17 protein-coding genes and 1 pseudogene are annotated in these 25,870 nt (G+C 73.1%); 6 read left to right on the forward strand and 12 right to left on the reverse strand.

Annotation, left to right across the window (positions count from 1 at the left end; all coding sequences use genetic code 11):
• Window positions 1–264: 264 nt before the first annotated feature.
• The 5 genes from L6E17_RS00905 to L6E17_RS00930 all read right to left on the reverse strand — a co-directional run bounded on the left by L6E17_RS00905 (window position 265) and on the right by L6E17_RS00930 (window position 7,002).
• Window positions 265–3,561 carry a carbohydrate binding domain-containing protein gene (locus tag L6E17_RS00905; RefSeq protein ID WP_236238881.1) on the reverse strand — a complete coding sequence of 1,099 codons (3,297 nt, stop codon included), beginning with the start codon at window positions 3,559–3,561 and terminating at the stop codon, window positions 265–267.
• Window positions 3,562–4,059: 498 nt separating this feature from the next.
• Complete coding sequence (locus tag L6E17_RS00910) at window positions 4,060–4,587, reverse strand: ferredoxin (protein WP_236238882.1); 528 nt, start codon at window positions 4,585–4,587, stop codon at window positions 4,060–4,062.
• Between the two features lie 43 nt (window positions 4,588–4,630).
• Window positions 4,631–5,146 carry a DinB family protein gene (locus L6E17_RS00915; RefSeq protein WP_236239590.1) on the reverse strand — a complete coding sequence of 172 codons (516 nt, stop codon included), beginning with the start codon at window positions 5,144–5,146 and terminating at the stop codon, window positions 4,631–4,633.
• 648 nt (window positions 5,147–5,794) lie between these two features.
• Window positions 5,795–5,983 (reverse strand): DUF397 domain-containing protein, encoded by a 189-nt coding sequence (locus L6E17_RS00925; RefSeq protein ID WP_236238883.1) that lies wholly within the window; start codon window positions 5,981–5,983, stop codon window positions 5,795–5,797.
• Window positions 5,980–7,002, reverse strand: coding sequence for a helix-turn-helix transcriptional regulator (locus tag L6E17_RS00930; protein ID WP_236238884.1), 1,023 nt, complete (start codon window positions 7,000–7,002; stop codon window positions 5,980–5,982). The genes L6E17_RS00925 and L6E17_RS00930 overlap by 4 nt, the downstream gene beginning before the upstream one ends.
• 176 nt (window positions 7,003–7,178) lie before the next feature.
• Between L6E17_RS00930 and L6E17_RS00935 the strand changes: the two genes are divergently transcribed.
• Window positions 7,179–7,682 (forward strand): ATP-binding protein, encoded by a 504-nt coding sequence (locus tag L6E17_RS00935; protein ID WP_236238885.1) that lies wholly within the window; start codon window positions 7,179–7,181, stop codon window positions 7,680–7,682.
• Between the two features lie 83 nt (window positions 7,683–7,765).
• On the opposite strand, the gene L6E17_RS00940 is transcribed toward L6E17_RS00935, so the two are convergent.
• The 4 genes from L6E17_RS00940 to L6E17_RS00955 form a co-directional block, all read right to left on the reverse strand.
• Complete coding sequence (locus tag L6E17_RS00940) at window positions 7,766–8,107, reverse strand: alpha-amylase (protein WP_236238886.1); 342 nt, start codon at window positions 8,105–8,107, stop codon at window positions 7,766–7,768.
• A gap of 418 nt (window positions 8,108–8,525) precedes the next feature.
• A complete protein-coding gene (locus L6E17_RS00945) occupies window positions 8,526–9,194 on the reverse strand; it encodes a hypothetical protein (RefSeq protein ID WP_236238887.1) in 669 nt (222 codons plus the stop codon).
• Window positions 9,191–11,968, reverse strand: a complete 2,778-nt coding sequence (locus tag L6E17_RS00950) for a CHAT domain-containing protein (RefSeq protein ID WP_236238888.1) — start codon at window positions 11,966–11,968, stop codon at window positions 9,191–9,193. Before L6E17_RS00950 ends, L6E17_RS00945 begins: the two co-directional genes overlap by 4 nt.
• A gap of 437 nt (window positions 11,969–12,405) precedes the next feature.
• Window positions 12,406–12,828, reverse strand: a complete 423-nt coding sequence (locus tag L6E17_RS00955; protein WP_236238889.1) for a secondary thiamine-phosphate synthase enzyme YjbQ — start codon at window positions 12,826–12,828, stop codon at window positions 12,406–12,408.
• 61 nt (window positions 12,829–12,889) lie between these two features.
• Here L6E17_RS00955 and L6E17_RS00960 point away from each other — a divergent pair, with 61 nt between their 5' ends.
• Entirely contained in the window at window positions 12,890–14,002 is a 1,113-nt protein-coding gene (locus tag L6E17_RS00960) for an NAD(P)-binding domain-containing protein (RefSeq protein ID WP_236238890.1), read from the forward strand.
• A 527-nt stretch (window positions 14,003–14,529) separates the two neighbouring features.
• Here the strand turns inward: L6E17_RS00960 and mltG are convergent.
• Both mltG and L6E17_RS00970 read right to left on the reverse strand, forming a co-directional pair.
• The gene (gene mltG / locus L6E17_RS00965) at window positions 14,530–15,396 is read right to left on the reverse strand and encodes an endolytic transglycosylase MltG (RefSeq protein ID WP_236238891.1); all 867 of its coding nucleotides are present in this window, start codon (window positions 15,394–15,396) and stop codon (window positions 14,530–14,532) included.
• Window positions 15,397–15,667: 271 nt separating this feature from the next.
• The gene (locus tag L6E17_RS00970) at window positions 15,668–17,578 is read right to left on the reverse strand and encodes an ABC transporter ATP-binding protein (protein WP_236238892.1); all 1,911 of its coding nucleotides are present in this window, start codon (window positions 17,576–17,578) and stop codon (window positions 15,668–15,670) included.
• Window positions 17,579–17,716: 138 nt separating this feature from the next.
• On the opposite strand from L6E17_RS00970, the gene L6E17_RS00975 reads away from it, so the two are divergent.
• From L6E17_RS00975 to L6E17_RS00985, 3 genes and pseudogenes are all read left to right on the forward strand, one after another.
• Window positions 17,717–18,166: a MarR family winged helix-turn-helix transcriptional regulator gene (locus tag L6E17_RS00975; protein ID WP_236238893.1), complete on the forward strand. Its 450-nt coding sequence runs from the start codon at window positions 17,717–17,719 to the stop codon at window positions 18,164–18,166.
• A gap of 40 nt (window positions 18,167–18,206) precedes the next feature.
• Window positions 18,207–21,143: an FAD-binding and (Fe-S)-binding domain-containing protein gene (locus L6E17_RS00980; RefSeq protein ID WP_236238894.1), complete on the forward strand. Its 2,937-nt coding sequence runs from the start codon at window positions 18,207–18,209 to the stop codon at window positions 21,141–21,143.
• Between the two features lie 357 nt (window positions 21,144–21,500).
• Window positions 21,501–22,367, forward strand: a pseudogene (locus L6E17_RS00985) (ABC transporter transmembrane domain-containing protein); the annotation flags it as partial.
• A 49-nt stretch (window positions 22,368–22,416) separates the two neighbouring features.
• On the opposite strand, the gene L6E17_RS00990 reads toward L6E17_RS00985, so the two are convergent.
• Complete coding sequence (locus L6E17_RS00990) at window positions 22,417–23,211, reverse strand: metal-dependent hydrolase (protein WP_236238895.1); 795 nt, start codon at window positions 23,209–23,211, stop codon at window positions 22,417–22,419.
• A 122-nt stretch (window positions 23,212–23,333) separates the two neighbouring features.
• Between L6E17_RS00990 and L6E17_RS00995 the strand changes: the two genes are divergently transcribed.
• On the forward strand, window positions 23,334–25,847 hold the full coding sequence (locus L6E17_RS00995) for an RNA helicase (protein ID WP_236238896.1): 2,514 nt from the start codon (window positions 23,334–23,336) through the stop codon (window positions 25,845–25,847).
• Window positions 25,848–25,870: the final 23 nt, after the last annotated feature.

A 25,870-nucleotide genomic window follows, 5' to 3' on the forward strand; every position in this document is an offset into this window, starting at 1 on the left:
AGCGGGCGGAGGAGCTGACCACAGAGGCACAGGCCGCGGAGGCGTCGGCGGCGATGACGGACCAGGCGTGGTGACGCGGTCGGCGGGCCGGACTCGCGCAGCCGATGGGCCGAACTCGGCGCCCGACCGGCGGACCGGACTCGGCCCGGCCGGGTGCGCGGACGCCCCCGGCCGGGCGTCGTCCGTACGGGGGCGCCGGGGCCGGGGGCGGCAGGCGGGGGCGCGCGCCGTCCGTGCCGGGGCGGCGGGTGCGCGCAGGGCGGGTCACTTCAGGTACGGCCCGTCCGTGCCGACCTTGCCGGGTGCGGCGTTGGCGCCGCCCAGGTCGAGGACGTAGACCCGGAGGTTTCCCTTGCCGGAGGCCGGGGCGGTGAGGGTGCCGTCGGTGACGGTGACGGCCCTGCCGGTGACGGCTTCCTTGTAGGTGCCGTTGAGGACGCCGGTGAAGGTGGCGCCGCTGCCGACGGAGACCAGGGCGTAGCTGTCGACGCCCGCGGCGGCGTCGGTGTAGCGCCGTTTGAAGGCCATGTCGCCGCTGACGCCCTCGGTGGAGTACTGGCCCATCTGGAGGGCGGGCACGGCCCGGCGGATCTGGTTGAGGCGCTGCACATGCGCCACCAGGGGTTGCTGGAGCGTGGTGGCCACGGGACCGTCGGCGCTGGAGACCTCCGAGAAGTCGCGGGCGGTGACCTCCCCGGCGATCCTGTCTCCGTAGTAGGCGCGGCCCGTGCCGGCCAGGGGGCACGTGGGGCCGCAGTCGATCTGCTTGCCTGCCTGGAACTCGGTTTCGGAGCCGTAGTAGAGGGTGGGGATGCCGCGGAAGGTCCACATCAGGGACATGTTCTCGGCCCAGGCGTCGGTGCCGCCGGCGTAGCGCTCCTTGGACTTGTTGGGCCCGTAGTCGTGGCTGTCGACGTAGACGACGTTGTAGGTGGCGTCGTTGACGGAGTCGTCGGAGTCCTTGCCGTTGTGGAACGCGTTGGACGCGTCGCCGAAGTTCATGTGCATGCGCATGTCGATGATGTGCATGCCGCTGAACCGGCTGCGGTCCGGGGTGCGGTAGGTGTTGCCGTCGAGGAAGGCGTTGGCGGAGGTGGGCTGGCCGGCGGGGCCCAGGGCCTGCTCGTGGGCGTACATCTCCAGCGCCGCCGCGGTGTCGTCCGCGGCGTACTCGCGGCGCTCCTTCCATGTGTAGAACTGCGCGGAGTGGTTCGCGGAGCCGCGGTTCCACTTGTCGTTGACGAAGGCGGCGACCTCGCCGAAGACGAAGAAGTCCCGTGCCTTCTGCGCGCCGGACCGCTGGGTGACGCGCTCCTGGATGGCGGGCAGGAAGCGGCGGTTCCAGGTGGTGCGCGGGATGTGCACGGCCGTGTCGACGCGGAAGCCGTCCACGCCCATGTCGATGTACTTGTTGTAGGCACCGATCAGGTACTGCTGGACGGCGGCGCTTTCGGTGTCGAAGTCGGCGAGGTCCTCGTGGATCCAGCAGGAACGCGCGTCCTCGCCCTCCCAGTTGCCCAGCCAGCACTGGTGGTAGAGGGCGGCGGGGAACATCTTGCCGGTGGGGTCGGGCCACTGGCAATTGTAGAGGGTGTATCCCTCGGCGCTGTACCTGCCGTTCGGCTTGCCCCAGTTCAGGCAGGTGTTGCCGGTGGGTTCGGCCGTCGACCACAGGTCGCCGTTGTAGTGGGACTTGCCGGACACGGGGTCGACGGTCAGGCCGTCGTATGCGAAGTCGCCGTTCGGCTGGTCGTAGTACCAGCTCCACTGGGTGTCGCGCACCCCGTACACGGTGGGGGTGAAGAGGCCCTTGGCGCCCCAGCGCGAGGAGTGGTTGTAGACCACGTCCTGGTAGATCTTCATGCCCTTGGCGTGGGCGGCGTTGATCAGGTCCTGGTAGGAGGCCCCGGCGGACTCCAGGCGCGGGTCGACTTCGTAGAAGTCCCAGCCGTGGTAGCCGTGGTAGTCGTAGTCGGAGCGGTTGAGGACGACGGGGGTGATCCACACGGCCGAGAAGCCGAGGGCCTTGACGTAGTCGAGCTTCTGGATCAGGCCCTTGAAGTCGCCGCGGAACATGGGGTCGTCGTGGGCGGCGTTGCCGGACTTCTGGTGCCGGCTGCCGCCGCGGTTGTTGGCGGGGTCGCCGTCGTTGAAGCGGGCCGTGAGGACGAAGTAGATCGGGTCCTTGCGAGGGTCGCCGCCCAGCGGGGTGCCTGGTTCGGCCGGGGGCGGTGCGTCCCCGGTGGTGGCGCACTCCGGCGCGCTCGCGGCGGACGTGTTGCCTGCCGCGTCCCGGGCCTGCACGGTCCAGCAGTAGGAGGTCCGCTCCTCCAGGCCGCTGGCGGACAGGACGGTGGAGGAGGTGCCGGCCAGCGACGTGCCGTGGCTGCCGCCGGTGCGGGTGACCTGGTAGCCGGTGACGCCGGTGTCGTCGGTGGACGCGTCCCACGACAGCACCGCGGAGGTGCCGGTGACCGAGGCGCTGAGACCGCCGGGTACGGAGGGGGCGGTGGTGTCCGGCTCGGCGGCCGCGCAGGGGTCGGCGGCGTCTGCGGTGACGGCGGTGTCCTTGACGGTGTGGCCGCCGGTGCCGAGTGTGTAGTCGGCGCCGTTGTGGTTGTCCCAGACGCCGTTGCCGTTGTTGAAGGCGGCCCGCCAGGTGGTGGCGGTGCCCAGGTCGACGGTCTTCTTCACCCAGCCGGTGCAGGCCGGTTCCATGCCCGTGCCCGGTACGGTCGTCCAGGAGCCGCCGGAGGGCGCCCAGTGCAGGTTGACGGTGGCCCAGCCGACGGTGCCGGTGGAGTACCAGACGGTCGCCGCGTTGCCTTCGGGCGGCTCGGTCGACCCGCAGGGGTCGCTGTGGGCGACCATGCCGTCCTTGACGGCGATCGTGCCGGTGCCGAGGGTGTAGTCGGCGCCGTTGTGGTTGTCCCAGACGCCGTTGCCGTTGTTGAAGGCGGCCCGCCAGGTGGTGGCGGTGCCGAGGTCGACGGTCAGCGTGACCCAGTCGGTGCAGGCCGCCGCCATCCGGGTGCCGGGCGCGGTGGTCCAGGGGCCGCCGGTCGGCGCCCAGTGCAGGAAGTAGGCCGGCCAGTCGCGCGTCGGCGTGTGGTAGTAGACGGTGGCAGAGGTGGGCTCCGTGTCCGCGCAGGGGTCGGTGGTGGTGACCGTGCCGCCGGCGACGGCGGAGGCGCCGCCGCCGAGCCGGTAGTCGGCGCCGTCGTTGTTGTCCCAGGTGCCGGCTCCGTTGGTGAAGGCCGCGGTCAGCGAGGTGGCGGCGCCCAGGTCGACGTCCTTGACGTACCAGCCGGTGCACGCAGCGGTCATGGGCTCGCCGGGTGCCGTGGTCCACGTGCCGCCCGCGGGGGCGTAGTGGATGTTCACCGAGGTCCAGGCGGTGTCGGGCCGGTAGTACACGACCGCGCTCGTCGCCGCGTGGGCGGTGACGGCGGGCAGCAGCGCGGCCAGCAGGCCGAGCAGGGCGGTGAGGAGGCCGAGACCGGCGGGCCACCGGGGTCCTGGGCGTCTGCGGGGCGGGGGTCGGTGCGGGAGGCTGCTCACGATGGCGGCTCCTGACGTGAGGGCCCGCGGTCGGCGACCGCGGCGGGGGCGGGTCGGGCGGGCAGGCCGCCCGGGGTGACAGCACGGCGGTCCCCGCGCCCTGCCGGCACCCCGCAGCTCCGGAGCAGTGGTGAGGCGTCCGGGCCCCGCCACGGGCACCGGTGCCGGCAACGGGCCGCCGGGGACTGCAAGTTGTTGCTGAATCTTGCGGCAAGGTAGTGCAGCGTTGCAGTGCCGTAAAGACTTCGCGCACGGATCCGTCGAGGCGACCGCCGAAGCGGGGCGGGGACGGCCGGGGGCGGCTGAGGAGGCGGGGGCGGATTACGGGCCGCGGGGTCGGCTGACGGGCGGGGCCTGGGCGGCGGCCGACACGACCGACGACGACAGCGAAGGGCGCGGCGGCGAGCGGGGAGTCGACGCAGGCCGCGTGCGCCGGCATGCCCCAGGGGCACGCGGGGCGATCCTTCTGCGGCTCCGTGCCCGATGCTGCCGCAGCCGTCAGAGCTGCGGCAACCGGTCCACCGCCGAGGGAGAGCGTCGCTCCTCAAGCCAGAAAAGATAGACGCGGAGGTGCGCAGCCAGGTCACCGTCGAGGTACGCGGCGTACTCCAGTGCCGCTGCGGCCACGCCTTGCCCGGCCTTCGCGTCGTCGGCCTCCCAGTCGGCTCGCCGGTCTGCCAGGTACTCCCTGATCCGCCCTCGGTCGCGCCACCACTCCCGGACCGCTTCCGGCGTCCAGTGGGTGTCGCCGTCACAGCCGTATCCGGAGAACACTTCGACTTCTGCTGCGTCGACCAGCTGCCGCAGTTCCTCCGGTGTCCGGGGCTGCCGGTACACGTACTCGGTGAAGTGGTCGGCTTCGTAGAGGACCAGCCCGGGGGCGTGGATGCGGCCCGTGCCGCAGTTGTCGGTCTCGGCTCCGTAGAACGGTCCTGGCACGTTGAGCCACTTCCGCTCCGACCACCGGCCCAGGAACGCTGCGCGCGCCTCGCCGAGCAGCGGCACCGGGTCGAAGTGGGGCTTCACGTCGAAAGGTCGGCCACGTGCCGCATCACGCACCGGACACGTCCTAGTAGTACCCCTTGGCCCCGTCGAGCAGCTCCCGCACGATGTCCGCGTGTCCCGCGTGGCGGCCGGTCTCCTCGATGAGGTGGATGAGCATCCAGCGCAGATTGGCTCCGGCCGAGCGGTATTCGGGGTGGCGGCCGACGTCGTCCAGGGAGGCCGCGGCGACGATCTCGTTGCTGCGGGCGCACTGGGCCTCGTACTGGGCGAGCAGTTCCTCCAGCGGGACACCGTCGGTGCGCCAGTCGGCGTCCTCGTCCGTCTCGTCGAAGGAAGGGTTCTGCGCCTTGTCGCCGCCGAGGAACAGCACCTCCAGCCAGGTGTGCTCGACCCACCGCATATGGCTGATCAGCCCGGCCATCGTCATCGCCGGGGAGGTCGGGATGACGGAGCGGTGCGCGTCCGCCTCGGTGAGGCCGGCGCACTTCCATCTCAGGATCTGCCGTTGGAGGTTCAGCCAGCCGATGAGCGCGGTGCGCTCGTCCGCCTGAAAGGGGGGACGTTCAAGTGAAGGTGCCATGTCTTCGGACGGTAGACGCCCTGGCGCGGGCTGTCGTCCGGTTTTCCGCTGGACGTGGCTGGGACTCCCGGTGCCACGGCCAAGCTGACGCGTCGTACGGCGCGCCCGGAGCGCCTGGCGGGCAGAGGGAGGGAGCCTGCACCGGAGGCAGCGCCCCCGAGGACTGCTCCGGCGGCTCACGCTCGGGCGGACGGCGAGGGCGGCGGCTGTCGCGGCGCCGAGGGAGACGTAGCCGCGCTTGTCGTAGCGGGTGACCAGGGCTCTGGGGTGCTTGAGGTGGTTGATCGCCCGTTCCACGCTGGCGCTTTGGGGCGGCTTGGCTGTCGCTCTTCTGGCTCCGCGCGCGGCCTGCCCTCACCGTCCGCGCCGGACCTGCTCGGGCCACGGCCGGCCAAGCACGGGCCGGGGTGCATCCGCTGACGCCCGTCCCTGCCCTCACGCTCCGACGGCAGGTGGCCCGGCCCGGCGCCTCACGCGTCACAGCCGGATACCGAAGGCGCCCCGATCAACCGGAGCCGATCGGGGCTGGGCCGTCTGCCGGCGGCCGAGGAAACATCGCCTGAACACGGCCGCCCCACTTGGCAGTTGCCGTGCAGTCGACTCGCCGGAAGCCGCCTCTGCCGCCACCGCTCCTGCTGTGCGGCCTCCTCAGACGTGCGCCACGAACGCCGTGAACCGCGCCCATCCCCCGCGCCCGACGGCGAAGTGGGGCAGCTCGACGTCTTTGGAGTCCCGCACGTGGACGGCCTGTTCGGTTACGGCGACCTCCACACAGCTGTCACCCTGGCTGCCGCTGTAGCTCGACTTGAACCAGGCAAGTTCCGTGGCGGTGCTCATAGTTCTCCTCGCAGTCGCTCCAGCAGGCCCCGCGAGTCCTGGGCGTTGAGGGCCTGCGAGCGAAGTGTGCCATAGCGCTGGTAGAGCAGGCTCACCTCTTTCGGGTCGGAAATCAGGCGGCCGTTCTGCTGCCCCTCCGAGTACCCGAGCCGCTGCCCCTTCGGCGTCTCCAGCAGTTGCACAGGACCATCGAGGCACGCGTGCATCCCGGCCTCGCAGGGCACGAGTTGGAGCGTCACGTTCCGCGGGGCGGTGAGCTCCAGGACGTGGTCGAACAGTGCGCGCATCTGCCCCGCGTCCCCGAACCGGCGCCGGAACACGTGCTCCTCGACGATGAAGCTGAAGGGCGTGGTGGGGCGCTCGAACAGCATCCGCTGCCGCTCCATGCGCCGCGCCATGTACTCCTCCAGCCGGTCGTCCGGCGCCACGGGCACGGTCCCCTCGAAGACGGCCCGCGCGTACCCCTCGGACTGCAGCAGCCCCGGCACGAGCCTGCACTCGTACGTGCAGAGGCTGTCCGCCGTCCTCTCCAGCCGCGCCCACTGGCGGAACCACGTCGCCAGCCCGGCCTCCCCGCGTGTCAGGTGCTTCACCGACCTCCGGAGCGCGCCCGTGTTGCCCAGCGCCTGCTCCGCCCGCTCCACGAAGACTCCGTCAGGCATACGGCGGCCCCGCTCCACGGACTCGACCGTGTGCTTGGAGAACCGGACGAGTTCACCGAACTGCGCCCGGCTGAGGCCCGCGTGCTCGCGCAGGGCCTGGACGACCGCGCCGAACGTGCGCAGGCTGTCGGACGGGTCGGGTTCCCGCGTCGCCCCCTCCCCCGCGTCCGCATCTCCCGCGCCGCCGAGGCCGCCGGCGTCCCGCGCCTGCCACAGGCCGCCCGCGTCCCCCGCGCCTCCCGGGCCGCCGGCCGCTCCCGCACCTCCCGCGCCCTCCGCGCCCCCCGGGCCGCCGGCGTCCTCCGCGCCCCCCGCCTGACCAGGACGTCCGCCGACGTCCCCCTCGACCCCTGCCATGTGCACCTCCGCGTGCTCACACGGGTGTTGACCCGCCGTCGGCCGCACGCGCGCGGCCGACGGGTCCAGCGTTGTGCGGAGACCGCCGTACTGTCCACTCAGAGTGTCCGTACGCTGACAGAGCGTACGGACCTGTGGCATGGCGAGCGTGGCGGAACTGCCGCCACCGTGGCCCCATGAACCAGCGCACTGCACCCCCTTCACCTGCCGCGTACGCGGTCAGCCGCCTGCTCCCCGCCACCCACCTCGGGGCTCGGCAGGCGAGGCTGGTGACGGTCCTCGAACTGCACGACTGGCGGTGCCCGCCGGACGTGTCGGAGCGCGCCGAGCGGATCGTCGCCGAACTCGCGGCCAACGCCGTGCTCCACGGACGCGTACGGGGCCGGGACTTCCGGCTGCGGCTGCGGCTCGACCCGTCGGCCGGGACGCTCCGCATCGAGGTGACCGACGCGCGCGGCGAGCGGGCGCCCGCTCCCGGGCGGGAGGCCGACGGCGGCGGCGAGGGAGGGCGCGGACTGCTCCTGGTGGACACGTTCGCAGACCACTGGGGAAGCACCTCGGCTCCGCCCGGCGGCAAGACGGTGTGGGCCGAGATCCACCTCGCCCCGGGCGGCGACCGGCCGCTCCGGGGCGCCGCCCTGGGGACCGCCGCCGACCGGGCGGCGGCGCGCACGCGGTGACCGGCCCGGCAGTCGGCGAGCCGGACGCGGCCCGGCGGCGTGCGGCACGCCCGGTCGCCACCCCTCCGTCGGGGACGTGAGGGTCAGGCCCCGCTCGCCTCTGCGGGGTCGCAGGTGCGCAGGCCCGTGACGTGGTTGCCGTCGGTGCCGTAACCGGCGAAGGTCGCCCACTCGCCGGGCTGGATGACGCGGCACGGGGCCCACTGGCCGTTCGTGTACTCGACGGTGACGGCGACGGTGTCGCCGCAGCCGTTGCGGACGTCGGTGTAGCGCCAGCTCTCGTAGTACTCCACGCACTCCGGAGCCGCGGACCCGGAGGCCGCCGCGGCGGAGGGAGCGGCCGCCAGGACGGTAAGGAGACCGGCCGCGGCCGCGGCGGCGAGGGCGGCGGGGTGCTGCGCTATGCGCTTGAGGCGGTTCATCATGCTCGGCATCCTCACCGCACGGCAAGTTCTTGCGCAAACCACTGCAAGAACTTTCAGCCATGCGCCACAGGAGGCGCTTAATCTCCAGGCCAATCGGGGTTGCAAGGAATGCAAGGGCGCATACGACCGTCGTTCGCCACGACGGGGAAAGCCCGCGCGGGCTGGGACGATGGCACGGGCGTCGCCCTCAGGTCCACCGGTGCCAGGCAGACGCACAGTGGCCGAGATCCGACTGCCCCGTCTCCTCCCGCTCGGCACATGCACCCCAACGGCCGCGTCCTCGCACGAGGTACATCCCCCTACGGCACACGTGAACCGCAGTGCCGATGGCCGGCCGATCGCGGGTCACCTGCCTGTACCGTTCCCCTCGTGGGTCACCTGCCTGTGCCGTTCCCGGGGCCGGCCTTTCAGGATCGGGTCATTCCGCCAGCACGATCGTGTGCGGGGCCGGCGTGAGCTGCGCCCGGTAGCGGCGGACGCCCCAGCTGCGGTGCTCCAGCTCCGCCGCGACCAGTACCTCGGCCGTGTTCGTACAGTCGGGCACGAGCTCCACCAGCGCGGCCACCGGGTGGTCCCCGACCAGCGGACATCCTTTGACTGGTCGGAACTCCCACTGCGGGTTCGACTGGGAGGCTCCGTGGCCCCGGACGATCCACTCCTCCCTCGCCGGCCCGGATCCCGGCGGCTTCTCCACCCCTACGTCCAGCACTCCCGTCGTGACCGTGAAGCTCACGCCGGTCCCGAGGCCGGGAACCGGCTGTGTACGCTCACCCGGGTCGATCAGGCGCGCGATCGGCTGCGCCTCGCGCTCGGGTGTGGACAGTGCGACACCCAGAGAGGCATGGCGGAACACCCCTCTGCTCTCCGGTGTCTCGGGACGAAACGAGCACACCATGAGCAGTTGCCGGAACTCCCGGTCGGGGGCGGCACTCACATAGGACAGCCAGCCGGCCGGCACGCCCGCATGGTCGGCGGGCAGGAGGTCCCAGCCGAAAGTGAGCCTGCCACGCAGCGGTGCGTCATCAGCTGGGCTGCCGAGCGTACGCTCCGGCACGAGTTCGACCTCGTGCAGCCGAATCTCGGTCATGGGGTTGCTCCCTTGTTCCTGCCATGGACAAAGACGAACGCTCCCCAATCACGGTACGGGGGATGCGCGACACGGGTGGCGAGTTGGGCACTGCGGAAGGCCTGCTCCGGATCGGTGCCGCGCGCGACTTCTTGATGCAGGTGGTGGTAGAAGTACGTGGCCGGTTCCGGGCGCACGGGCCACAGGCACCCGACGACGGCCTGAGCTCCGGCGGTGATCAGTGCCGAAGGGATGCCACGGACGTTGTCACCGCGGTCGAAGCGGCCGAGCGCCGACTCGCAGGCGGCGAGCGTGACAAGACGGAGCCCCCGCAGGTCGACATCCAGGAAGTCGTAGGCGAATACGCGGCCGTCGTCGTCGCCGTCCGGCGCGAGGTAGAGGCAGTGCATCCACGGCGCGTCCTCGTCCAGCGTCCCGTGTACGGCGATGTGGACGACGTCCGCCACGGACATCTCCGCGCGCAGCCGGTCGCGAGTGGCCGCACGACCGGTGAGGGCTTCGGTGCCTACCGCCTCGGCGACCTTCCGCGCATGCTCCTCCAGCGCCGGTTCGGCATGCAGACCGAAGGGAACACCCCCGGCAGCGGAGGCCAGTACCACGGTGCGGCCCTTGCGCGCGGGTACGTCGGCGGGTGCCAGGGCTTCGAGGCCGGCGATCGTGGTGACCGTCCAGTCGTCGGCGATCAGACGGCCGCCCCTGCGGCACAGCGGTAGGGGCAGGTAGTGCAGAGCGCCGTGCGGCCAGGCCAGGATGCGGTCCTTGCCCTGGGCGCGCCACTTGTCCCACAGCTCGCTGCCGCCGATCGGCAGGCCGGCCGACTCCAGCAGCCGACTGCCCTCCGGTGTCACGTCGCCGAACAGCGGGTCGCGTGCGATCTCCGTCCGGATCGCCTCGACGCGGTCCGCATCCGGGTGCCGGTCGCCGTTCCCGTCCGGGCCCTCGCCGAGGTGCACCACGAGCTCTCGGCCCTGCCGGGTGACCGCGAGCAGCACGGTCGCGCCGTTCACCGCCGTGGGCAGGAACCACGTCAACAGCACCGTTCGATCGTCGAGAAGATCATGCACCTTGGCCCAGAGGTGCTGGGCGTCGATGAGCGGCGTCGAACGCCGACGCAGCTCGTCGTCGATGAACGCCGAGATGCGCCACCGCAGATTCCGGGCGATCTGCGTGTCGTCGTGGCCGCCAGGACGATGGTCGGCGTCCACGGCGTTCAGCAGGTTCGGCAAGGCACCGCCTGCGGCAGTGGGCTCCTCCCGGTCACGCACCTTGCCGAGGAAGTGCTGGATGTGCGCGGGCAGGACCAGCGGGCCTTCGATGCGCCACCACGCGCCCAGTTCCGAACCCTTGCCCGCTTGGTGCAGGCCGAGTATCAGCCCCATCGGCAGCGTCTCGCTTTCCACGGTGAGCTGCCAGACCGCAGAGTGCACGAGGTCGCGCAGTATCGCGCCCAGTCCGGGCATGCCGGCGGTGTCGAAGTTCGGCGCATCCACGATGATCGCGTACAGCGCGTTCCTGAGTGCGTCGCCGCGGAGGTTGCCCAGCTGCTGCACGAGCGGCACCAGGCAGGCTTGGGCCAGTTCCTCGAAGCCGAGCGAGGCGTAGGAGAGCGCCGCGTACGTGTAGTAGCCCCACGGGAACGGGACAGGGCCGGCGACCTGCTCGCCCTGCTCCGCCGACTGGTAGTACAGATCGGCCGTGAGCAGCCGGACCTCTTCGCTCCGGTTGTCGCCCGCCTGGCGCAGGAGGGTGAGCCCCCACGCCGGCTGCCGCCGGTCGCGGGCGTGTGCGGCCGCATGCAGCAGAGCCGCAGATCGCTGCGCCGGTGTCCAGTACTCCTGTCCCCTGGTGGCCATCCGCAACCGAGCGGCAGCCAGCAGCGCGGCTTCCAGGTCGGCGGTATCGCTTCGCCCGTCGATCAGCCGAACCGCCAAGGCATCGGACTCCTCGAACACCGCGCGGTCGCACCGGTCCGCCACCAGCTGGACGCCCGCCTCGACGGCCTGGAACGACGCGGCCCGCCAGGCGGCCTCCCTCGCACAGGCGTCGGCGACCTCGGCGACCAGTCGCCAGTAGACGTACATGAACTCCACCAGGCCGCGGTGATCGAGGAACTCGTCCCGGAACAGCAGATCCACCATCGCCTCGGCGGACATCGCGCCGTGCTCCGCCAGGGCCTGCCGCGTCTCCTCCACTTCGCGCGCCCGTCGCTTCGCCTCGTCCAGCGACATGATCCGGTCGCACACGTACAGTGCCAGCTCCATGAGCACGCCGACCGGGTCGATGACGAAGGTGACCGTCGGCTCGCCGTCCGCCTGGCGGTCAGGCTCACCGAAGCGCACAACACCGGCACACACCTTCCCTCGCCGCGTTTCGAAGGCGAGTGCGCCGAGTGGATCGTCTGTGGCGGGCAGCACGTGGGACACGACCAGCATGACCGAGCCGGAAGCATCCGCCGCCTCCCACCACCCCGCCGGCGGTCCCACGTCCAGGTCGTGCACGAAGAGCGCGCCGTCGGGGTCCAGGACGGACAGCACGCCTTCCTCGTCCTGCGTGACACACCACCGGGGGGAGAGGGGGCCGCTGAACGGCAATGCGTCCAGTGAGGGGAGCACCGGGAGGCCCCGCGCGTACGCGCGGGCGAACAGGCTGCCTCCTGCCCCGCCACCAGTGGAGAACGGGCTGATGCCGGCCAGGCCGACGGCCAGGCCGGCATGACGGACACCCTCCACTTCGGCGAGGAACGCCCACCCGGTGACCTCGCGTGACAGTCGCATGCCATCCCCCTTCGCGCCGCCGGCCATCGACAGGTGCAACGGTGGCACAGACACCCGTCGAACCAGCCGGCCTTCGGGCACAGGAGGACGGCCCAAAGGCGGCAACGTGCACGCCGCGCCGTGTGCCCTCCCGTACACGTCTGCTGCATGCGTCGATCACGACCTCGCCCGCGAAGGCCGACGCCACCGCTGCGCCGACTCGCTTCCACGCAGGGCCCCTCGCCCGTACGGGCCGGAGGCACGTCCTCCCGCTGCCGCTCGGGCGAGGTCGCGGCGGCCTTGACCCGCGACAGCCGGCGAACGCCGCGCAGGCACGCTCCGCAGCCGTCGTACGGCCGCTCGGCCTCGTCCATGGTGGTACCGCGCGCCTCTCCCCCGTGTCGCCGGCGCGTCAGGAGATGTGGCGGACACACCCAGGACGATCTCCATCGGCCCGATCAGCCCAGGAAGCTCAACCGGACCTGGCGGCGGGGGTTGTCCTTGTTCGTGTCGACCAGGCACACCGACTGCCAGGTGCCCAGGGCCATACGGCCGCCGATCACGGGCAGGGTGGCGTGCGGCGGCACCAGGGCCGGCAGGACGTGGTCGCGGCCGTGGCCGGGGCTGCCGTGGCGGTGCTGCCAGCGGTCGTCGGCGGGGAGCAGCGTGTGCAGGGCGGCCAGCAGGTCGTCATCGCTGCCCGACCCCGTCTCCAGCAGGGCCACCCCGGCTGTCGCGTGCGGGGTGAAGACGTTGAGCAGGCCGTCGCGGCCGGCGGCCGCCTCCGCGAGGAAGGCGGCGCAGTCGTCGGTCAGGTCGTGGACGACCTCGTGGTGGCCGGTGGTGATGTCCAGTGTGCGGGTGGTGAAGGCGTCGCTCATGCCTCCATGGTGCCCGGTTCCCGCCGGGAAGATCCCTCCCGCGCTCCTGGTTGGTAGAAGCATGAACCATCTCTCGACGGGTGTGGAGGCGGCCGTGCCGGCGGCGGCTGTGGATGTGGACGCGGTGGTCGTCGGTGCCGGACAGGCCGGCCTGTCGGCCGCGTACCACCTGCGGAGGGCCGGCCTGGAGGCGGACCGGGACTTCGTCGTCCTCGACCACGCCCCCCGCCCCGGCGGCGCGTGGCAGTTCCGGTGGCCGTCGCTGACGTACGGCCGGGTGCACGGCATGCACGCGCTGCCGGGCATGGAGCTGACGGGCGCGGACGGCGACCGGCCGTCGGCCGAGGTCATCGGGGAGTACTTCGCCCGGTACGAGGACGCGTTCGGACTGCGGGTGCACCGCCCCGTGCACGTGGCGGCCGTACGGGAGGGCGACGGCGGGCGGCTGCGGGTCGAGACGTCGGAGGGCCCGTATGCGACCCGCACCCTGATCAACGCGACCGGGACGTGGGACCGGCCGTTCTGGCCGCGCTACCCCGGCCAGGAGACCTTCCGGGGACGCCAGCTGCACACCGCGCAGTACGCGGGGCCCGGGGAGTTCGCGGGGCTGCGGGTGGTCGTGGTCGGCGGCGGGGCGTCCGGCACGCAGCACCTGCTGGAGATCGCCGAGGTCGCTGCGGGCACGACGTGGGTGACGCGGCGGGAACCGGTGTGGCGGGAGGGGCCGTTCGGGCAGGACGAGGGGCGGGCCGCGGTCGCGCTGGTCGAGGAGCGGGTCCGGCGCGGCCTGCCGCCGCGCAGCGTGGTGAGCGTGACGGGTCTGCCCCTGAACGACGCGCTGCGGGAGGCGCGGGAGCGCGGGGTGCTGGACCGGCTGCCGATGTTCGACCGGGTGACCCCCTCCGGGGTGGCCTGGGACGACGGTCGGGCGGTGGCGGCGGACGCCATCCTGTGGGCGACCGGTTTCCGTGCGGCGCTGGACCACCTGGCGCCGCTGCGGCTGAGGGAGCCGGGCGGAGGCGTCCGCATGGACGGGACGCGGACGGTACGGGACGAGCGGATCCACCTGGTGGGCTACGGCCCGTCGGCCTCCACCATCGGCGCCAACCGGGCCGGCCGTGCCGCTGTCCGCCAGGTGACGGAGCTGCTGGCCCGCGTTCCGGCGGCCGCCTGAACCCTCGGCGTCCCGCCCGGCGGCCAGCCAGGGCCGCACGGGTGCGGCGCCGCGCCGCCCCGGCCGCGGCGGGGTTCGGGCGGCGGCATGCGGCGAACCGGCGGGCCGCCTGCCCGGCGGCCGGGCAAGGCCGTACGGGCGCGGCGGCGGGGGCGTTCGGAGGGCCGGCCGGGCCGCCTGCCCGGCGGCCACACGACCCGGCGCCCCCTCCCCACCGGGCCGCGCTGCCCGGCAAGGCCCGCAGGCACGCGGCCAAGCGGGCCGCGGGCCCCGATGCGTGAGGTCCCGCGCCCAGTAGGGCCCGCGCCCGGCAGGGACCGCAGCCCGGCAGGGACCGCGGCCCGGTCGGCCCAGAGCCCGCCAGGCCCGCAGCCCGGCAGACCCAGAGCCCGCCAAGCCCGCAGCCCGGCAGACCCACACCCCGACAAGGACCGCAGGCCCTCAGGCCCTCAGGCAGGCGGGCACGCGGGCAGGCGGGCTCCGATGCGCGAGGTTCCGCGCTCCGCGGGCGCGCCGCGGGGCGCGGGTCAGGAGGCGCTGCGGCGGTGCTGGTTGAACTCCTGCACGTTCTTCGTCTGCTCGGCGTAGCTGTCGGTGAAGCGGGTGTCGCCCGGTTTCACGGTGACGAAGTAGAGCCAGTCGCCCGGCGTGGGCTCGACGGCCGCGTGCATGGCGTCCTCACCCGGGTTGCCGATGGGGGTGGGCGGCAGGCCCGTCCTGGCGTAGGTGTTGTACGGGCTCTCGATGCGGGTGTCGGCGTGGCTCGTGTCCAGAGTGGAGCGGTTCAGGGCGTAGTTGAGCGTGGAGTCCATCTGGAGGGCCATGCCGAGGGCCAGGCGGTTGTGGATGACGCGGGCGACCTTGCCCATGTCCTCCGGGCTGTCGGCCTCCGCCTGGACGATGCTGGCGATGGCGACCGTCTCGTACAGTCCGCGGCCGCCGCGCCGCAGGCCCTCGGTGATGCGGTCGCCGGCGAAGCGCTCCCCGGCGGTCCTGACCATGTACCGCAGCAGGCTCTCCGGGGTGGTCGTGTCGTCGACGGGGTACGTCGCGGGGAAGAGGAAGCCCTCGGGGTTGCCCCCGGCCTCGGGCGGCAGGCGGTCGGCCAGGGCCGCGGCGGCGGCTTCCGTGGTGCCGGGCGGCGCGCCCAGGGACTCGTCGACGGCGGCGTACACCTGCGCGGCCCGCCACCCCTCCGGGATGACGAGGGTGCGGGTCTCCTTCGGGGGAGGCTCCACCGGTGGGGGGTCCCGCAGAAGCAGCAGCGGGAGCAGGACGCCGGTCGCGACCAGGGCGAACGCGCCGGTGAGCAGGACGATCCGGCCGCGGCGGGTCAGCCGCGGTCTGCGTCGGTGTCGGGGCGCGCGGGTGCGCCGCCAGAACTCGCGCCTCATGCCGGGCACAGTAGCCGGAACTACTCACAAAATCGGACATATCCTCGGCGCGGTCGGATTGCGGCACCCCACGGCGAACGCGCGAACGCACGAGCGGTTGTTCGCTGGAACGTGTGACCGTACGGGAATCCGCCCCGCACCGGCCCCGCGGCGGATGATGCTTACGGGGCGCAAGCGACGGGCTGCAGACCTCGGTTGCGCGGTCCCACACTGCACCACGTACAAGGAGAACGACGTCCCATGAACATCCTCACGGACCTGCTCGCCGGCTTCATGCACTTCGTGGGCTGGCTGGTCTGACCCTCGCTTCGCGCGGCGCCGTCGCTCCCCCGTCCCACGGGAGCGGCGGCGCCGCCGTCGTGTCGAGGTGCGTGTCGCCGCGGACGAGCGCGGCGTACCGGCCGCCCCGGGCCAGCAGGTCGGCGTGGCGGCCCCGCTCGACGATGCGGCCGCCGTCGAGGACGACGATCTGGTCGGCGTCCCGCACGGTGGAGAGCCGGTGGGCGATGGTGATCGTGGTCCGCCCCTCCGACAGTTCGTCGACGGCCTGCTGCACCGCGTGCTCGGTACGGGTGTCGAGGGCGCTGGTCGCCTCGTCCAGGATGAGGACCGGCGGGTCGCGCAGGATGGTCCTGGCGAGGGCGAGGCGCTGCTTCTCCCCGCCGGAGAAGCGGTAGCCGCGCTCCCCGACCAGGGTGTCGTAGCCGTCCGGGAGCGACGCGATGTGGTCGTGGATCTGGGCGGCCTTCGCCGCGGCCTCGATCTCCGCGTCGGTCGCGTCCGGTCTGGCGAAGCGGAGGTTGTCGGCGACGGAGGCGTGGAAGAGGTAGGTCTCCTGGGAGACGACGCCGACGGCGCGGGCGAGGCTGTCGAAGTCGAGGTCGCGTACGTCGACGCCGTCGAGCGTGACCCGGCCGCCCGTGACGTCGTACAGCCGGGGCACCAGGTAGCTCAGGGTGGACTTGCCCGAGCCGGTGGCGCCGACGACGGCGAGGCTGCTCCCCGCCGGCACGGTGATGTCGATGCCGTCGAGCGTCGGCACTCCCCGCTCGGGGCCGCCGCCGGCCCTGCCGTCCCGGTCGTAGTGGAAGGAGACGTTCTCGAAGCGGACCTCACCGCGGATCCGCTCCAGCCGCACGGGCCGCTCGGTCTCCGTGATGTCCACCGGCAGGTCGAGGTACTCGAAGATCCGCTGGAAGAGCGCCAGCGAGGTCTGGATCTGCACCCCCGTGGACAGCAGGCTGACGGCGGGGCGGAAGAGCCCCTGCTGGAGTGAGACGAAGGCGACGAGCGTGCCGATGGAGAGGGCCGGGCCGCCCGTCTGGAGGGCGAATCCGGCAGCCCAGTACAGCAGGGCGGGCATGGCGGCCATGACGATGCTGACCGAGGCCATGCGCCAGCGCCCGGCCATGGAGGCGCGGACCTCCAGGTCCACCAGGCGCTCGGACTCGACCTCGAAGGACCGCGTCAGCGAGTCCGCGCGGCCCATGGTGCGACCCAGCAGGATGCCGCTCACCGACAGCGACTCGGTGACGGTCGCGGCCATCGCGGCCATCTGCTTCTGCCGCTGGGTGGTGATCTTCTTGCGCTCGCGGCCCACGCGGCGGCTGATCCACACGAAGACCGGCAGGAGCAGCAGGGAGACGGCGGTGAGCCGCCAGTCCAGGGCCAGCATGGCGGCCACGGTGGCCACCACCGCCGTCAGGTTCGACACCAGGGACGTCGCCGTGGAGGTGACCGTGGCCTGCATGCCGCCGATGTCGTTGGCGATCCGGGACTGCACCTCGCCGGTGCGGGTGCGGGTGAAGAACGCCAGCGGCATCCGCTGGAGCTGCGCGTAGACGGCGGTGCGCAGGTCGTGCATGACCCGCTGGCCCACCGTCGTGGATATCAGCGTCTGGAGGACGCCGAACACGCTGGTGACCACCGCGATGAGGATCATGCCGAGGGCGAGCAGGCTCAGCAGGCCCGTACGGCCCTCGGGGATCGCCGTGTCCAGGATCTCGCGGAGCAGGAACGGCGAGGCCACCCCGACCAGCGAGGCGGCGCAGACGAGCAGGCCCACGACGGCCAGCCGCCCGCGGTACGGGCGGAAGAGCCGCAGGATGCGCCCGATCTGCGCCGGCGGCTGATCGGGATCCGGGGGCGGCGGGGTCCAGTCGGTCTCGGCGTGGATACGCATGGGCTCCTCAGGGTCGGCCGGCGGGGGACGCGGTGCGCGGGGCGGCCCGCGGACACCGCACGTCGGGGATGTCGACGAAGAGCATAGCTCACTGTTACCTAACTTCACAATGAACAAGGTCCTGATACGCTTCCGATTATGAACGCTCCCGACGCCGACGGCCTCCTGGCCGAACAGCTGCTGCGCCTGACCCGACGGCTCCACCGCAGCCAGAAGCGGCAGCTGGAATCCGCGGAGGTCAGCATCACGCCGGCCCAGTCCCGGCTGCTGCGCACCGTCGCCCACTACGAGGCACCGCCGCGGATGGCCGACCTCGCCGCCCGTCTGGAGGTCGTCCCCCGGGCGGTGACGAGCCTGGTCGACGGCCTGGAGGCGAGCGGCCGGGTGCGGCGCGTCCCGGACCCCGCCAACCGCCGCGTGGTGCGCATCGAGCTCACCGAGGAGGGCCGCGCCACGCTGAGGCAGCTGAGGAGCGCGCGCCGGGCCGCCGCAGAGGAGATCCTGGCTCCACTGACCGCCGAACAGCGCGAGCTGCTGGGCGGGCTGCTGGGCGCCCTGGTCGACGGAGTGCCGGAGCGGCCCTGCTGAGCCCGCCGCACGCCCCGCGCCACGTCGAGGGGAGTGCGCCATGCCGCTGCTGGAGCCGAAGCCGGACGCCCTCCGCCCCGGCGACCCCGGGCGGCGCCCGCTGCCCGACCGGCTGGCCGACCTGACCGCGCACGGCACACCCACGCCGCTGCGCGAGGAGCTCCAGGCGGTGCTGGGGCCGGAGAAGGTGCTGTGGCAGGTGTCGGACCTGGTGCGGTACGCGTCGGACGCCAGCCCGTACCGGTTCGTGCCGCAGGTGGTGCTCGTCCCCGAGGACGTCGACGAGGTGTCGGCCATCCTGTCGTTCGCGCACGGCAAGGGCCGCGAGGTCGTCTTCCGGGCCGCGGGGACCAGCCTCAACGGTCAGGCGCAGGGCGAGGACATGCTCGTCGACGTGCGCCGCCACTGGGAGGGCGTCGAGGTGCTCGACGGCGGCGCCCGCGTCCGCGTCCGCCCCGGCACCACGGTCGCCCGGGTCAACGCCGCCCTGGCCCGGCACGGCCGCGTCCTCGGCCCCGACCCGGCGAGCGCGGCGGCCTGCACGGTCGGCGGGGTCGTCGCCAACAACGCGTCCGGCATGACGGCGGGGACGACCCGCAACGCCTACCGCACGATGGCGTCCGTGACCGTCGTCCTGCCGTCCGGCACCGTCGTGGACACCGGCGACCCCGCCGCCGACGACGAACTGGCCCGTGCCGAGCCCAAGCTGTGCGAGGCGCTGCTCACCCTGAAGGCGGAGATCGAGGCCGATCCCGAGCTCACCGCCCGCGTCCGCGCCAAGCACCGCATCAAGAACACCAACGGCTACCGGCTCGACGCCTTCCTCGACGGCCGGACGCCCGCGGAGATCCTGCGCGGGCTGATCGTCGGCTCCCAGGGCACGCTGGGCTTCGTCGCCGAGGCGGTGTTCGACACGCTGCCGCTGGACCGGGCCGTGTCGACGGGGCTGCTGTTCTTCCCGTCCCTCGCGGCCGCCGCGGCCGCCGTGCCCCTCCTGGCCGGAACGGGCGCCCGCGCCGTGGAACTCATGGACGGCAACACCCTGCGCGCGTCCGTCCGCGTGGCCGGCGTGCCCGCCGACTGGGCGGAGCTGCCCCGGGAGTGCGCCGCGCTGCTCGTCGAGCTGCGGGCACCGGACGGGGCGGCCCTGGAGGCGCAGGAGTGGGCGGCCGCGGAAGTGCTGGACACCCTGCACCTCGTCGCGCCCGTCCCGTCGATCAGCAACGCCTTCACCCGCGACCCGGCCGCCATCGGCCGCCTGTGGACCGCCCGCAAGGCGTTCGTCACCGCTGTCGGAGGCTCCCGGCCGACCGGCACGACCCTCGTCACGGAGGACTTCGCCGTACCACCGGACCGCCTCGCAGAAGCCTGCGAGGCCCTGCTCGGCCTCCAGGCCGCGCACGGCTTCGACGCGGCGGTCGCCGGCCACGCCGCCCACGGCAACCTGCACTTCCTCCTCGCCTTCGACCCGGCGGACCCGGCGGACGTGGAGCGGTACGCGGCGTTCATGGAGGCGTTCTGCCGGATGACGGTGGAGCGGTTCGACGGCTCCCTCAAGGCCGAGCACGCCACCGGCCGGAACATCGCCCCGTTCCTGGAGCTGGAGTGGGGCGCGAAGGCGGCCGACCTGATGTGGCGGACCAAGCAGGCCCTCGACCCCGACGGGGTGCTGGCGCCCCGGATCGTGCTGGACCGCGACCCGCGCGGCCATCTGCGCGGCCTGAAGTCCGTGCCCGCCGTGGACCCGCTGACCGACCCGTGCATCGAGTGCGGCCTGTGCGAACCGGTCTGCCCCAGCCGCGACCTGACGACCACCCCGCGCCAGCGCATCGCGCTGCGCCGCGAGATGGCCCGGCAGCCCGCGGGCTCCCGCGTCGAGACCGCACTCGCCGGGACGTACGGCTACGAAGCCGTCGACACCTGCGCCACGGACGGCTCCTGCCAGGCCGCCTGCCCGGTCGGCATCGACACCGGGGCCCTGATGAAGCGGCTGCGGCACGCCCGCCACACACCGCGGGAGGAGCGGGCCGCGGCGCTCGCGGCACGCCGCTTCGGGGCCGCGGAGGCGGCGGCCCGCGCAGCCGTGGCAGCCGCGCACCGCACCGGACGGGTCGCGGGCGACGGGCTGCCGCGGGCCGTGACCGGCGCCCTGCGCCGGGTCGTACGGGCCGATCTCGTACCGGAGTGGCTGCCGGAACTGCCCGGCGCGGCCGCAGCCCTGCCGCCCACCCGCCGCGACCGGGCGGCCGCGGTGTACTACCCCGCCTGCGTCAACCGGATCTTCGGCGGGCCCGCCGGGCAGCGGGGCCCGTCCCTGCCGGAGGCCGTCACGGCCCTGTCCGAGCGGGCCGGGCTCCCCGTGTGGATCCCCGACGACGTCCGCGGCACCTGCTGCGCCGTCCTCTGGTCCTCCAAGGGGTACGAGGAGGCCGCCGCGCTGGCGGCCGACCGGATCGTGGAGGCCGCCTGGGGCTGGACCGAGGGCGGGCGGCTCCCGCTGGTCGTCGACGCGTCGTCGTGCGCCCTCGGCTTGGGGCGGGACGCGGCGCCGTACCTCAGCGACCGCAACCGGCAGCTGCACGGGGAGCTGACCGTGCTGGACGCGACGGTGTGGGCGGCGGACCGGCTGCTGCCGCTGCTGACCGTGCGGCGCCGGGTGCGGTCCGCCGTGGTGCACCCCACCTGCGCGGCCCGGCGGCTCGGGGCGGAGGACCGGCTGACCGCGCTGGCGCGGGCCTGCGCCGACGAGGTGGTCGTGCCGGACAGCGCCGGCTGCTGCGCCTTCGCGGGCGACCGCGGGCTGCTGCACCGGGAGTTGACGGAGGCCGCGACGGCCCGGGAGGCCGCGGAGGTCGCGGCCGGGGCCTTCGACGCGCACCTGTCGGCGAACCGCATGTGCGAGATCGGCATGGAGCACACGACGGGCCGCCCCTACCACTCGGTGCTGCTGGAACTGGAGCGGGCGACCCGCCCCTGACGGCCCGGAGGAGCCGGCGCACGGCCGGCACGGACACCTGCGGACGACCCGGGACACGGCCGGCACGGACACCTGCGGACGACCCGGGCGACCGGCCCGTGACCCGGAGGTGGGACGGACGGGGAGGGGCCAGGGCGCCGCGGCGGACGGGCCGGGGAAGCCCGGCGCGCGGAGTCGGTCGCCCGCGGCGGACGGCCGGGACGGGGCGGCGCGGGCGCGGGCGCGGGGCCATCCGGGTGCGGCCGCGTGCGGTCCTGGCGCGTTCTGTGGGGTCGGGAGCGAAAACCGTTTGCCCCGTGCCGGGCGGCGGCGCGAACCTGGCACGTCTTCGCCGCTCCACGACAAGCCTGGGACGTCATGCAGATCCGCCACCTTCCGTACGCCGACCCCGGCGAACCCGACGTCCGTTCGGGCACGCGGTTCCTCGTCTGGCTGGGCCGCAAGCAGTGGCAGGGGCAGCTCGCCGCCCTGTGGTGGGCGCTGGTGATGCAGCTCGGCATCGCGACGCTGCCGCTGGGCGTGGGCCTGGCCGTGCAGGCCGTCGTGGACGGCTCCGGAGCCGGGCTTGCCGCGGCCGGCGGGATCCTCGCCGCCCAGGGGGCGGCCATCGCGGCCGGGGACGCGCTGCTGCACCGCGCCGCGGTGGCCAACTGGATCGGCGCCGCCGTCCGGGTGCAGCAGTTGCTGGCCCGCAAGACGGCGGAGCTGGGTGCGGTGCTGACCCGGCGGGTGGCGGCGGGTGAGGTCGTCGCCGTCTCCACCGCGGACGTCGAGAAGATCGGCTGGTTCGTGGAGGTGCTGTCGCGGTTCGCGGCCGCCGCCCTGACGCTGCTGGCGGTCTGCGTGGGCCTCCTGCTGTACCAGCCGGAGCTGGGCCTGGTCGTCGCCCTCTGCGTGCCGGTGCTCGCGCTGGCCCCACTGCCGCTGCTGCCGCGCGCCACGCGGCGCGCCGACGCGCAGCGCGAGAAGGCGGGCCGCGCCACGGAACTGGCCTCCGACACCGTCGCCGGGCTGCGCGTGCTGCGCGGCATCGGCGGTGAGGAGCTGTTCCTCGGCCGCTACCGGCAGGCGTCGCAGGAGGTGCGGGCCGCCGCCGTGCGCAGTGCCCGGTCGTGGGCGCTGATCGCGGCCGTCCAGGTGGTGCTGCCGGGGCTCCTGCTGATCGGGGTCGTGGCGTACGGCGCGCCCCGGACGGCCGCTGAGCACCGTGCCCGGGTCGGTCGGGGCCGGTGCCGGGCCGGGTCGGGTCGGGTCGGGTCGGGTCGCGGCGGCGCTATGGGAGGACGTTGAGGGCGACGGCGCCGCCGAGACCGCCGAGGACCATGAAGAGCGGCATGAGGACCCGGACCTCCACCCAGGCGCCGGCCTTGAAGCGGAGCGCCTTGGGCGGCCCGATCGGGTGCCACCGCCGGCCGGCGATCGGGATCGGCCACAGGACCGGGCAGCCCGAGACGGTCAGCGCGTCGCCGATGTCGTGGACGAGGGCGCCCAGCACGATCGGCAGGCCGAGCCACAGGTACTCCTGCCCGGGCGCGTCGAACAGCCAGGCGGAGCCGTTGCCGGGCTGGTCCAGGAAACCCGCCAGGATCCACGCGCTGGTCGCGCCGAGGAGCCACACGAGGATGTCGCTGGAGACCCGGGCGGCTTTCCACAGCAGGCCCTCCACCGCGAGCACGAGGTGGACGAAGAGGATCGCGAGCACCGCCCACCGGCCGCCGGTGACGGCGAGCGCCGAGGCCCCGGCGCCGATGGCGACGGCCCAGACCCAGGTGTGGGTCAGCGTCCGGTGGCCGCCGCTCCTGCGCGGGTCCTTGGCCGTGCGGGTGGCCTTGTAGACGGCGTACGAGAGCTTGTCGACCACTTCGCACAGCCAGCGGGACACGGGGCCGAAGGCGCGGGAGATCGTCGCCGCCTTGTGGTCGAGGTCCGGGGCGAGGGCGGCACCTGCGCAGATGAGGGCCCCGACGACGAGCACAGGCCACGGCATGGGGTGGCCGGCGGCCGCGGCCGCGGCGCCCACCCCCAGCCAGGCTGCCGCGCCGGAGAGAGAGTGCGCCGGTCCCATCATGGTGTGTGCCCGCCCCAAGTGTTCGTGCCGTGTCGCCGAGTTGACGGGACAGGTTACCTCCCGTGATCTTCACGGCGGCGGCCGGTTCCCGGTTCGCGGGGCAAGGCAGGCAAGATGGAGGCGTGACCCTTATCGATCAGCTTCCGCAGACCGCCGATCCCGATGCCCTCTTCGAGGCCTTCTCGTCGTGGGCGGAGGGCCGCGGCATCAGCCTCTACCCGGCCCAGGAGGAGGCGCTGATCGAGGTCGTCTCCGGTGCCAACGTGATCCTGTCCACGCCCACCGGCTCCGGCAAGAGCCTGGTGGCGGCGGGCGCCCACTTCACCGCGCTGGCCAACGACCAGGTCACGTTCTACACGGCGCCGATCAAGGCGCTGGTGTCGGAGAAGTTCTTCGACCTGTGCAAGCTGTTCGGCACCGAGAACGTCGGCATGCTGACCGGTGACGCCTCCGTCAACGCCGACGCGCCCGTCATCTGCTGCACCGCGGAGGTGCTGGCGTCGATCGCGCTGCGCGACGGCAGGAACGCCGACATCGGCCAGGTCGTGATGGACGAGTTCCACTTCTACGCCGAGCCGGACCGCGGCTGGGCCTGGCAGATCCCCCTCCTCGAACTGCCGCAGGCGCAGTTCGTGCTGATGTCGGCGACGCTCGGCGACGTGTCGATGTTCGAGAAGGACCTGACGCGCCGCACCGGCCGCCCCACGGCGACGGTCCGCTCGGCCACCCGCCCGGTGCCGCTGTCGTACGAGTACCGCACCTCGCCCATCACGGACACGCTGACCGAGCTGCTCCAGACGAAGCAGGCGCCCGTCTACATCGTGCACTTCACGCAGGCGGCGGCCGTGGAGCGGGCGCAGTCCCTGATGAGCATCAACATGTGCACGCGGGAGGAGAAGGACCGGATCGCCGAACTCATCGGCAACTTCCGGTTCACCACCAAGTTCGGCAAGAACCTGTCCCGCTACGTCCGGCACGGCATCGGCGTGCACCACGCCGGCATGCTGCCCAAGTACCGGCGGCTGGTGGAGAAGCTGGCGCAGGCCGGGCTGCTCAAGGTGATCTGCGGCACGGACACCCTCGGCGTCGGCGTGAACGTGCCGATCCGCACGGTGCTGTTCACCGCGCTCACCAAGTACGACGGCAACCGGGTCCGCACGCTGCGGGCCCGGGAGTTCCACCAGATCGCGGGCCGCGCGGGCCGGGCGGGCTTCGACACCTCCGGTTTCGTGGTGGCGCAGGCCCCCGAGCACGTCATCGAGAACGAGAAGGCCCTCGCGAAGGCGGGCGACGACCCGAAGAAGCGGCGCAAGGTCGTCAGGAAGAAGGCGCCCGAGGGCTTCGTCAACTGGTCGCAGAACACCTTCGAGAAGCTGATCGCGTCGGATCCGGAGCCGCTGACCTCCCGGTTCCGGGTCACGCACACCATGCTGCTGTCGGTGATCGCCCGGCCCGGCAACGCCTTCGAGGCGATGCGCCGCCTCCTGGAGGACAACCACGAGCCGCGGAAGAACCAGCTCCGCCACATCCGCCGGGCCATCGCCATCTACCGCTCGCTGCTGGACGGCGGCGTGGTGGAGCGGCTCGACGAGCCGGACGCGGAGGGCCGCACGATCCGGCTCACCGTGGACCTCCAGCAGGACTTCGCGCTGAACCAGCCGCTGTCGACGTTCGCGCTGGCCGCGTTCGAGCTGCTGGACCCGGAGTCCCCGTCGTACGCGCTGGACATGGTGTCGGTGGTGGAGTCGACGCTGGACGACCCGCGGCAGATCCTGGCCGCCCAGCAGAACAAGGCGCGGGCCGCGGCGGTGGCCGCGATGAAGGCGGACGGCGTCGAGTACGAGGAGCGCATGGAGCGGCTCCAGGACGTGTCGTACCCGAAGCCGCTCGACGAGCTGCTGTGGCACGCGTACGGCACCTACCGGAAGTCCCACCCGTGGGTCGGCGACCACCCGGTGTCGCCGAAGTCGGTGATCCGGGACATGTACGAACGGGCCATGTCCTTCTCGGAGTTCGTGTCGTTCTACGAGCTGGCGCGCACGGAGGGCATCGTGCTGCGCTACCTGGCGAGCGCGTACAAGGCGCTCGACCACACCATCCCGGACGACCTGAAGACGGAGGACCTGGAGGACCTGATCGCCTGGCTGGGCGAGATGGTGCGCCAGGTCGACTCCAGCCTGCTGGACGAGTGGGAGCAGCTCGCCAACCCGGAGGTGGAGAGCGCCGAGGAGGCGCAGGAGAAGGCCGACCAGGTCAAGCCGGTCACGGCCAACGCCCGGGCCTTCCGGGTGCTGGTCCGCAACGCGATGTTCCGGCGGGTGGAGCTGGCTGCGCAGGACGACGTGGACGAGCTGGGCGAGCTGGACGCGGAGTCCGGCTGGGACGCCGACCGCTGGGCCGAGGCGATGGACGGGTACTGGGACGAGTACGAGGACCTGGGCACGGGTCCGGACGCGCGCGGCCCGAAGCTGCTGTCCATCGAGGAGGACGAGGAGCACGGGCTGTGGCGGGTGCGCCAGACGTTCGCCGACCCGAACGGCGACCACGACTGGGGCATCAGCGCGGAGGTCGACCTGGCGGCCTCGGACGAGGAGGGCCGCGCGGTGGTCCGTGTGACGGACGTGGGCCCGCTCTGAGGCACCCGGAACGGGCCGCGGTT

The organism is Streptomyces sp. CC228A (assembly GCF_021390935.1).
In the GTDB taxonomy this organism is placed as follows: Bacteria; Actinomycetota; Actinomycetes; order Streptomycetales; family Streptomycetaceae; genus Streptomyces.

Excerpts from the sequence above, each read along its gene's own strand:
- L6E17_RS00915 (WP_236239590.1), bottom strand. The coding sequence starts at position 5,146 with ATGGCACCTTCACTTGAACGTCCCCCCTTTCAGGCGGACGAGCGCACC.
- L6E17_RS00925 (WP_236238883.1), bottom strand. The coding sequence starts at position 5,983 with ATGAGCACCGCCACGGAACTTGCCTGGTTCAAGTCGAGCTACAGCGGC.
- L6E17_RS00930 (WP_236238884.1), bottom strand. The coding sequence starts at position 7,002 with ATGGCAGGGGTCGAGGGGGACGTCGGCGGACGTCCTGGTCAGGCGGGG.
- L6E17_RS00935 (WP_236238885.1), top strand. The coding sequence starts at position 7,179 with ATGAACCAGCGCACTGCACCCCCTTCACCTGCCGCGTACGCGGTCAGC.
- L6E17_RS00940 (WP_236238886.1), bottom strand. The coding sequence starts at position 8,107 with ATGATGAACCGCCTCAAGCGCATAGCGCAGCACCCCGCCGCCCTCGCC.
- L6E17_RS00945 (WP_236238887.1), bottom strand. The coding sequence starts at position 9,194 with ATGACCGAGATTCGGCTGCACGAGGTCGAACTCGTGCCGGAGCGTACG.
- L6E17_RS00950 (WP_236238888.1), bottom strand. The coding sequence starts at position 11,968 with ATGCGACTGTCACGCGAGGTCACCGGGTGGGCGTTCCTCGCCGAAGTG.
- L6E17_RS00955 (WP_236238889.1), bottom strand. The coding sequence starts at position 12,828 with ATGAGCGACGCCTTCACCACCCGCACACTGGACATCACCACCGGCCAC.
- L6E17_RS00960 (WP_236238890.1), top strand. The coding sequence starts at position 12,890 with ATGAACCATCTCTCGACGGGTGTGGAGGCGGCCGTGCCGGCGGCGGCT.
- mltG (WP_236238891.1), bottom strand. The coding sequence starts at position 15,396 with ATGAGGCGCGAGTTCTGGCGGCGCACCCGCGCGCCCCGACACCGACGC.
- L6E17_RS00970 (WP_236238892.1), bottom strand. The coding sequence starts at position 17,578 with ATGCGTATCCACGCCGAGACCGACTGGACCCCGCCGCCCCCGGATCCC.
- L6E17_RS00975 (WP_236238893.1), top strand. The coding sequence starts at position 17,717 with ATGAACGCTCCCGACGCCGACGGCCTCCTGGCCGAACAGCTGCTGCGC.
- L6E17_RS00980 (WP_236238894.1), top strand. The coding sequence starts at position 18,207 with ATGCCGCTGCTGGAGCCGAAGCCGGACGCCCTCCGCCCCGGCGACCCC.
- L6E17_RS00990 (WP_236238895.1), bottom strand. The coding sequence starts at position 23,211 with ATGATGGGACCGGCGCACTCTCTCTCCGGCGCGGCAGCCTGGCTGGGG.